Here is a 5,699-nt window from a genome sequence, read left to right as displayed (position 1 = left end):
GTGTTGATAGGGAAAGTATCGGCGCCAGCTTCACGGATTCAGGTCCTATTGTACGGCGATTGGTTAAAGTGCTTATTAAGCATCCACACTGACCATCTATACAAACCATCCAGACTAGGCACCATAGGGGCACTTCCCTTCACCGACAAAGCGCTCAGAACCAATAAAGCCTTGTCAGCCCAGCTCTAGCGCTCCTACTTGAGGCAAGAACTGGGCAGAAACCTGGCTTTCATCTCCCAAACGATTGAGCCGCAGCGTGACAAAAGCCTTTGAAAGCAGCTACTTCTTCTTACTAGGTAACAGTTACTGGACGCGAGAGTTATTCAGTGCGTAATTCCAAACACGATAGACGTAAAAAATATACCCGAGCCCGAGCGTCAAAATTGAGATAATCATCCACAAAATAATATGACCAATATTGCTAAAAATATTGATATCACACACCATTTTACGTTCTACGCCTGTTGCAAGATCGACCACCGAGGTACGGTTAATCACAAAGCGGGCAAACGAATAAGGGAAGAAAAACAGTGCAATCCCGAAGGTAATAATGGTTAGCACGACCCAAATCAGCAAGTGGCCAATAATATCTAGAATAGAGAGATTCGCTTTAATATTCACGGTACGTCCTTAAGTGTTAAGAAACAAAGTGCCGCAGATTACCACTGTCGACTACTCCCGTCAGCGCAGTTCATTGCATAAGTGCTATTTTACGAGAGGAAACATCCCCTTTCGTCATACTGACAGGCGTATCGATAATACGTTGATTGCTTCTTTTTATCGCCACTCTAAAAACGTCTCGTTAACGTAATCGCCCCGAATTTGTCCTGCTCATCTTGCCCATCAAACTCACGAGTACGCTGAACAGCGGCATACGTTACTTGCCAGTCCTCCCAGGCCATGGCAAGCCCTGCGGAGGCTTCTGCTACCCATTCTTCACGGTCAACAGAGTGGCTATCTCTGAATGTATTACCATCCAGTGTTAGGTTCTGCGCCATGTAATAGCCTTCTACATTTGCAAACAGATACCACTGCCACCCACGATGGCCACTCATTAGATGACGGCTACCCGGGTTGGGTGTCAGCGCAGGAATACCTTCGGCATCATCTCCCCAGCGTACGCTATCCCCCTCTGTCAGCCTAGTTGTCCGGTTGGCGATATCGCCTAAACTCAGTCCAGAGGGAGCGGTATGGAATTCATGTGCCACGTTATTCTGAAGAGCGTAAAGCCGCCATCCTGAAAAAGTTATTGCCGCCCCACAATCGCAGTGTGGCGTCGGTAGCAACGGAAGAAGGCATCTCCAACGCGACGCTGTATAGTTGGTTAAAACAGTGTCGAGAAAAAGGAGTGCCTGTGCCGGGTTACACCCAAGGCGACAACGAATGGTCACCTGACGCCAAGCTAGCCGTTGTCATCGAAACCGCGACGATGTCAGAAACAGAGCTTGGCGCTTACTGTCGTGAAAAAGGCCTTTATCCCGAGCAAATCCAGCAATGGAAAGCCGCTTGTCTCGAAGGAGCTGGTCGGCAAGAAGAGCAGGCAAAAGCAGCGCAGAAACAGCGCAAAGAAGACCGAAAGACCATCAAGCAGCTCAAAGCGGAAGTACGGCGCAAAGACAAGGTGCTGGCAGAAACAACGTCGTTGCTGGTGCTTTCAAAAAAGCTCGAAGCCTTGTACGGCGAGGATCCGGACAGCGGCGAGGACGACTAACGCCTCTAAAGGAACGTGCAAGGCTCATCGCGCTATTTGACGAAGCGGTTATGGGTGGCGCGTCCCGTTATCAAGCGGCTGCCGTGATCGGCATAAGCGAACGCACACTGAAGCGGTGGCGATCTGAGCGCGGCGCTATTGTCGAGGATCAGCGTCCACATGCAGGGCAACACAGGCAGCCGCATCAGCTGACGCATGAGGAAGAGCAAGCCATTTTGAACACGTGCCATCGCCCCGAGTATCAGAGCTTGCCGCCGTCTCAAATCGTTCCTTTATTGGCCGACGAAGGCGTCTATCTGGCCTCCGAATCGTCGTTTTATCGGGTCTTGAAAAAGCATCATCAGCAGCACCATCGTGGCCGTATGAAACCACGTCGTTCAGTCCCCGAGCCGACTAGCTTTACGGCTACAGGGCCAAACCAGGTCTGGAGCTGGGACATCAGTTATTGTGCCTCCGTTGTGCGAGGTCAGCACTGGTATCTTTACCTGATCATGGATATCTACAGCCGCAAAATCATTGCTTGGGAAGTCCACGACACGGAATCGGGCGAGTTGGCTAAACAGCTTTTGGAACGTGCCTTGCTGCGAGAAGGTTGCTGGCATCAGCCGCCAGTACTGCACTCTGATAACGGAGCACCGATGACCTCCTATACGCTCAAAGCGAGGCTAACAGAGCTGGGCATGTTGATGTCTTACAGTCGGCCGAGAGTAAGCAATGATAACCCTTACTCGGAAGCGCTGTTCCGTACCGTCAAATACTGTCCAGCGTGGCCCACCAAGGGCTTCGCATCGCTGGGCGCGGTACGAGAATGGATGCTAGCGTTCGAGCGGGCTTACAACGAACAGCACCTGCACAGTGGCATCCAGTATGTCACGCCAGCGGACCGTCATCGCGGCGTAGACCAAGAGCGCCTGGAACGCCGGAACGCGGTATACCAACGTGCGAAGCAGCGACATCCGCAACGCTGGTCGGGCCACACTCGAAACTGGGAAGTCACCGGCCCAGTCTCGCTTAACCCGGGAAAAATGCACGAAATCGAGCGTAATCAACAGGCTGCTTAAGCGCAGCCATTTGGACAACTGGGTTGAAAATCACCGCTATAGCCAGCACTAGCATAGGTATATAAGTTGCCTAACGCTGCCCCCACACTGGGCCCGTGGGAGAACTGTTTACCGACTAGTGGTATGTCATTCCACCATTGGCGACGAACGGTTAAATTCACCAGCGCCTCATCGCCCAGCTGATTTTGCCAGCCTCGAGGACGATCGCTATCGGTGACTAGGTGTACTTCGCGCTGAATACTGTCAGCAAGGGAGGATGGCCCCACGAGCCCAATATCGAGATGTAAATCGGTCGCTTGCGTCCATTGCCCCATCGGCACGTCTTCATAGAGCGACACTCCGCCGTAGACAAGACCTGCATAAGGGCGATCATCCTCGATCAACGCGCGGCGCTCGATATTGTTCGGCGTATAAATCTGGTGAATCAAACGGTAAGACGCCCTATCCGCTTGGCCGATAAGGCTATCGGGCAACGCTGTCGCAAGGCGTTGCACCCAACTTGCTTCTTGCGGCGTAAAGGTCCAGTTAAGCTCAAAACCACTGGTAAAATGGCCGTCATCGCTGCTGGCAAGGCCATCATTTGCAAACTTTACCGACAGGGAGCTATCGCTAGCCGCGGCCAATGCGGGCATTAGGCTTAACGGTAAAATAACAAGCAGCACCTTCCTGCCTAGAGCAGAGGTATTATTCACGGCTCAATCCTTGAGTATTGGGGAAAGCAAGAGCGATCAATTATTAACAAACATGAATGATTGTATGTAATGGCACGAATAGATAGCAAGCGTACTTTCTTGCTATCTACATCGCTAACTCACTGCCTATCTCGACATCCTGTCGTGGAAAAAACGTCGCCACAGCATGGCCACTCGCTAGCTTTGAACTTTCTAACGCTCACGGAGAAGCCACTGAGGAGTTACTTCATGCTGGCCATTTTCATCGGTAATGAACAGCGAGCCGTCGCTGATCATGACTGCCCAGTTAATGGACCGTGGCAGACCCTCTGCGATAGTAGCAAGTGCCTCTTGCGGTAGCCCTGCTACATGCACATTCTTGAGCGATGCCACCGCCGGTAGCACTTTATTTTCCCAAAGATCTACTCGCCCATAAGCTAATAGTGACACCCGCTCCGCACGGCGTGAACACCAAGTAAGACGCTCGGCATCTGGCAAACCGACTTCTATCCAATGCAGCACGCGGCCATCCAAGCTTTTTTCCCACAAGGCGGGTTCGTCCACATCGGAAAGGCCACGACCAAAAGCGAGCGCTTCGCTGTACCACAATAGGTAGGCGATTAAACGTGCGCACATCCGGTCTTCGGTTTCAGAAGGGTGCCGAGCCACGGTAAAACGCAGTGTCTCATAGACATTGCGATCAAGGTCGGTCAGGTTGACATCAACTTTGTAAGGGGTAGCACTCAACGCCATTGGAAATATCCATCTAAAATTTGCGTCAGTGTAGCGGATTTATCGAAACACAGGGGCGACACTGCGCTATACCGCTCGGTAATCGTTTAATAAGGCGGCGTTTTTAATCGTGTCCTGCTCATGCATCGGCTCACGCCAGGTTTCTGCCAAGGCGGCTTGGTACCACTCTTCCATCGCCGGATGTGCAATCAGACGCTGAACATAAGCCTGTGATACTTCGCTCAGCGGCAGACTAAACGTCTGCACCCGAAACGCAACTGGGGCGTAAAACGCATCAACAGCAGACAACTGCTCCCCTGCCAGAAAGGGGCCTCCAAAGCGTTCAAGGCCTTCCAGCCATAGCGTGTCTAGTCGTGCCAAATTATTGGTTAGGCCTACTGAACGCTCTTTTAGCGCAACACGCACGCCACAATTCATTGAGCACTCATTGCGCAGTGCACTAAAACCACTGTGCATTTCGGCACTGGCACAACGCGCCCAGGCGCGTGCCGCTTTGTCTTCCGGCCACACATCAGGGTACGTTTCAGCCAGATACTCAACAATGGCCAACGAGTCCCATACCGCTACCTCGACATCTGAATCCACCAAGCATGGCACCAAGCCAGAGGGTGAAAAACGCCTAAAGGTGGCATTGCTCTCACCAACACCGCCTTCAAACGGCATGACGTGTTCATTGAAGGGAATATTCAACGCCTTCATTAGCACCCAAGGGCGCAGCGACCAAGACGAGTAATTCTTGTTGGCAATATATAGGTCAAACATGCAGCGCTCCTGGTAAAGGACATGAATCAGCAGCCACTCTTAACGCGCCGCCTGAGCTAGGGTATTGCTTCCTAATCCCATTAATACGCCGCCGCCAATACGTTGAATCAATCTGGAGGAGCCATGGGACTTTTGTAGCCACTCCCGCAGAGGGCTAGCCAGCAGCACCACCATGACATCTGCAGAAGAGAACAGCACATTGGTGGCGATACCGAGCCAAAGCAGTTGCCATGCCACTGGTATGGCGCTATCGGGCTGAACAAATTGAGGTAGAAACGCTACGAAGAAGAGCGCCGTCTTAGGGTTGAGCACTTCCACCAGAAAGCTGTCACGCAGTACGCGCTTAGTGGTTGCCAGTGGAACGTCATCGCCATGGGAGCGGATGCCCTGCTTCCAGAGGCGCAGTCCCATCCAGAGCAGGTAAAGCCCACCGATGACCTTCATCGCAATGTAAGCTGGCGGAATAGCCGCAAACAGTAGCGCCAAGCCTAGCGCGGCAGCAATAACGTGGACGTAGCAACCGATATGCACACCGATAACCGCTAACCATCCTGCCCGTCGGCCTCGCCCCAGCGTTTGCGCTGCGGTGTACAACATCGCAGGTCCGGGTAGGTAAGCAAAACCAAGCGCGGCGAGGATAAACGCGGCCCATTGCATCGTGGCAACTCCATAGAGAGTTAAGATAGTAAGCCTGAGAATATCGAGTAGGGTGAGGCGTTACCGCCTCATCCCTCTCACAGA

At 52.4% G+C, this 5,699-nt stretch carries 7 protein-coding genes and 1 pseudogene; 2 read left to right on the top strand and 6 right to left on the bottom strand.

The window, feature by feature from the left end:
* Positions 1-303 precede the first annotated feature (303 nt).
* Together INT19_RS12055 and INT19_RS12050 are read right to left on the bottom strand one after the other, a co-directional pair.
* Positions 304-621 carry a DUF6693 family protein gene (locus tag INT19_RS12055; RefSeq protein ID WP_193060912.1) on the bottom strand — a complete coding sequence of 106 codons (318 nt, stop codon included), beginning with the start codon at positions 619-621 and terminating at the stop codon, positions 304-306.
* Positions 622-788: 167 nt separating this feature from the next.
* A complete protein-coding gene (locus tag INT19_RS12050) occupies positions 789-1,208 on the bottom strand; it encodes a lipid A-modifier LpxR family protein (protein ID WP_301397767.1) in 420 nt (139 codons plus the stop codon).
* Here INT19_RS12050 and INT19_RS19785 point away from each other — a divergent pair.
* Both INT19_RS19785 and INT19_RS12045 read left to right on the top strand, forming a co-directional pair.
* Positions 1,202-1,285: pseudogene (locus tag INT19_RS19785) on the top strand (hypothetical protein); the annotation flags it as partial. The gene INT19_RS12050 and the pseudogene INT19_RS19785 overlap by 7 nt on opposite strands.
* A gap of 209 nt (positions 1,286-1,494) precedes the next feature.
* On the top strand, positions 1,495-2,772 hold the full coding sequence (locus tag INT19_RS12045; protein ID WP_226916873.1) for an IS3 family transposase: 1,278 nt from the start codon (positions 1,495-1,497) through the stop codon (positions 2,770-2,772).
* On the opposite strand, the gene INT19_RS12040 is transcribed toward INT19_RS12045, so the two are convergent.
* The 4 genes from INT19_RS12040 to INT19_RS12025 form a co-directional block, all read right to left on the bottom strand.
* A complete protein-coding gene (locus tag INT19_RS12040) occupies positions 2,769-3,464 on the bottom strand; it encodes a lipid A deacylase LpxR family protein (RefSeq protein WP_301397766.1) in 696 nt (231 codons plus the stop codon). The genes INT19_RS12045 and INT19_RS12040 overlap by 4 nt on opposite strands.
* A gap of 192 nt (positions 3,465-3,656) precedes the next feature.
* Positions 3,657-4,196 carry a YaeQ family protein gene (locus INT19_RS12035; RefSeq protein ID WP_193060911.1) on the bottom strand — a complete coding sequence of 180 codons (540 nt, stop codon included), beginning with the start codon at positions 4,194-4,196 and terminating at the stop codon, positions 3,657-3,659.
* A gap of 66 nt (positions 4,197-4,262) precedes the next feature.
* Positions 4,263-4,958: a glutathione S-transferase family protein gene (locus tag INT19_RS12030; protein ID WP_193060910.1), complete on the bottom strand. Its 696-nt coding sequence runs from the start codon at positions 4,956-4,958 to the stop codon at positions 4,263-4,265.
* A gap of 39 nt (positions 4,959-4,997) precedes the next feature.
* The gene (locus INT19_RS12025) at positions 4,998-5,615 is read right to left on the bottom strand and encodes a LysE family translocator (protein WP_193060909.1); all 618 of its coding nucleotides are present in this window, start codon (positions 5,613-5,615) and stop codon (positions 4,998-5,000) included.
* Positions 5,616-5,699 lie beyond the last annotated feature (84 nt).

The organism is Halomonas sp. 3A7M, from assembly GCF_014897875.1.
Lineage (GTDB): Bacteria > Pseudomonadota > Gammaproteobacteria > Pseudomonadales > Halomonadaceae > Vreelandella.
Note: the sequence above shows the minus strand (reverse complement) of the source record. Positions and strands in the feature narration are given on the sequence as shown.

What these genes read in the sequence shown, in the direction of transcription:
- INT19_RS12045 (WP_226916873.1), top strand. Translation starts at nt 1,495, where the DNA reads ATGGAAAGCCGCTTGTCTCGAAGGAGCTGGTCGGCAAGAAGAGCAGGC.
- INT19_RS12025 (WP_193060909.1), bottom strand. Translation starts at nt 5,615, where the DNA reads ATGCAATGGGCCGCGTTTATCCTCGCCGCGCTTGGTTTTGCTTACCTA.
- INT19_RS12030 (WP_193060910.1), bottom strand. Translation starts at nt 4,958, where the DNA reads ATGTTTGACCTATATATTGCCAACAAGAATTACTCGTCTTGGTCGCTG.
- INT19_RS12035 (WP_193060911.1), bottom strand. Translation starts at nt 4,196, where the DNA reads ATGGCGTTGAGTGCTACCCCTTACAAAGTTGATGTCAACCTGACCGAC.